The following is a 2,541-nucleotide window of genomic DNA, read 5'->3' on the forward strand; positions in this document are numbered from 1 at the left end:
TTTCTTGTGAAGACAGGTTCTAACATCTGCAAGATGACGGAGCGATAGAAATCCGCATTTCATGAGTTTTGGAAAAACAACTCCCTTTGGACAGATTCGGGAATCAAAATTCCTGCGTGGAATTTGTGCAAAAAAGCAGTTGACAAGCTTCCGCATTTGTGCTATACTAGATTTTACAAAAGCGTTGAGGGGAACGGCGCATTTCGCCGGAGCTTTTTTCAGAGAACCGCTGTCACCGGCTGAGAGCAGCGGCAAAAAGTCAAGAGATGCGCACACCACTCCCTGAGTCTGCCCAATCCGCAGCGGTCTGTCCCCGTTATCGGACACCACGAGGTGTATGTGCCTTTGGCACGTGCATGAAACAAGGGTGGAACCACGATAGAGTTTTCATCGTCCCTTGCACAGTCCTTTACTGTGTAAGGGACTTTTTGCATTCACTCATTTTGGAAAGGAAGATGGAAGTATGATCAAACTGACATTGAAAGACGGCAGCGTCCGGGAGCTGGAAGCTCCGGCAGCTGCGGCAGAAGTTATCAAGGGCATTGGCATGGGTCTGTACAAGGCTGCATGCTGCGTGAAGCTGGACGGCGAGGTCTGTGACCTGCGCACGGTCATCGACCACGACTGCACCTTTGAAGTCATGACCTTCGACAGCGAAGAAGGTAAGAAAACATTCTGGCACACCGCTTCTCACGTGCTGGCGCAGGCAGTCAAGCACCTGTATCCGGAGGCAAAGCTGGCCATCGGTCCGGCAATCGACAGCGGTTTCTACTACGACTTTGACGTAGAACACCCGTTCAGCCAGGAGGAACTGACCAAGATCGAGGCCGAGATGAAGAAGATCGTCAAGGCAAACGAAAAGCTGGAACAGTTCTATCTGTCGCCGGAAGAGGCTGTGGCAAAGCTGAAAGAAATGGATGAGCCGTACAAGGTGGAGCTGTGCGAGGAGCACGTGGGCAAGGGTGAACCCATCTCGTTCTACCAGCAGGGCGATTTCACAGATCTGTGTGCCGGCCCGCACCTGATGTCCACCGGCACCATCAAGGCATTCAAGCTTCTGTCCTGCACCGGCGCATACTGGAGAGGTTCGGAGAAAAACAAGATGCTGTCCCGTGTCTATGCCATCGCATTCCCCAAGGCTGCCATGCTGGAAGAGCACCTGAACAAGCTGGAGGAAGCCAAGAAGCGTGACCACAACAAGCTGGGCCGGGAACTGGAATATTTCACGACGGTTGACGTGATCGGTCAGGGTCTGCCGGTGCTGCTGCCCAAGGGCGCAAGAGTGGTTCAGCTGCTTCAGCGCTGGGTCGAGGACGTGGAACAGGCACACGGCTGCCTGCTGACCAAGACACCGCTGCTGGCAAAGCGGGAGCTCTACAAGATCTCCGGCCACTGGGATCATTATCTGGACGGCATGTTCGTTCTGGGCGATCCCCACGATGAGACCAAGGACTGCTTCGCCCTGCGCCCCATGACCTGCCCGTTCCAGTATCAGGTTTACCTGAACCGCCAGCGCTCCTACCGTGATCTGCCCATGCGTCTGACAGAAACCTCCACCCTGTTCCGGAACGAGGACTCCGGCGAGATGCACGGTCTGATCCGTGTGCGCCAGTTCACCATTTCCGAGGGTCACTACATCCTGCGTCCGGATCAGCTGGAAGAAGAATTCAAGAACTGCTTGCAGCTGGCAAAGTATTTCCTGGATACCGTCGGACTGCTGGACGACTGCACCTTCCGGTTCTCTCAGTGGGATCCGGCAAATCCGGGCAACAAGTACGAGGGCACGCCGGAGCAGTGGGAAGAGGCACAGCGTGTCATGGGCAACATTCTGGATCATCTGGGCGTGAAGTATGAGATCGGCATCGACGAGGCCGCTTTCTACGGCCCGAAGCTGGACATTCAGTACAAGAACGTATTCGGCAAGGAGGATACGCTGGTTACCATCCAGATTGATATGCTGCTGGCAGAGCGGTTCGGCATGTACTATAAGGACAAGGACGGTCAGAAGAAGCTGCCGTACATCATCCACAGAACCTCGCTGGGCTGCTATGAGCGGACGCTGGCTTACATGATCGAACACTTCGGCGGTGCAATGCCGCTGTGGCTGGCTCCGGAACAGGTTCGTCTGGTGCCCATCGCAGACCGCCATCTGGACTACGCTTACGAGGTCAAGAAGCAGCTGGAAGCTGCGGGGCTGCGTGTTGAGGTGGACGACCGTGCCGAAAAGGTTGGCTACAAGATTCGTCAGGCAACCATGGAGAAGGTTCCGTACATGCTGACCATCGGTGACAAGGAGTGCGACGAAAAGACCGTTGCGGTCCGCAAGCGCACCGGCGAAGATCTGGGCAGCATGCAGATGGAAGATCTCATTGCCATGCTGACCGAGGAAGTCCGCACCAAGAAGAAGTAATCACAAAACACATCTCTGTGCAAATAGAAAAACGTGCTGCTGTACCGATTGCGTACAGCAGCACGTTTTGTTTTCTGTGATTTTAAAAACGAGCCTTAGAACCTGTCTTCACAAGCGTATACAAGTGTCTT

1 protein-coding gene is annotated in these 2,541 nt (G+C 54.4%); it reads left to right on the top strand.

What is annotated here, in order from left to right; genetic code table 11:
• Positions 1 to 463 precede the first annotated feature (463 nt).
• Positions 464 to 2,410: a threonine--tRNA ligase gene (gene thrS, locus QZL66_RS00080; protein ID WP_022409747.1), complete on the top strand. Its 1,947-nt coding sequence runs from the start codon at positions 464 to 466 to the stop codon at positions 2,408 to 2,410.
• Positions 2,411 to 2,541 lie beyond the last annotated feature (131 nt).

Origin of the sequence: Ruminococcus sp. CAG:330 (genome assembly GCF_000437175.1) — a bacterium.
In the GTDB taxonomy this organism is placed as follows: Bacteria; Bacillota; Clostridia; order Oscillospirales; family Ruminococcaceae; genus Ruminococcus_C.

Bases quoted from the DNA above. Each gene is read 5' to 3' on its own strand.
- thrS (WP_022409747.1), top strand. From the start codon at position 464: ATGATCAAACTGACATTGAAAGACGGCAGCGTCCGGGAGCTGGAAGCT.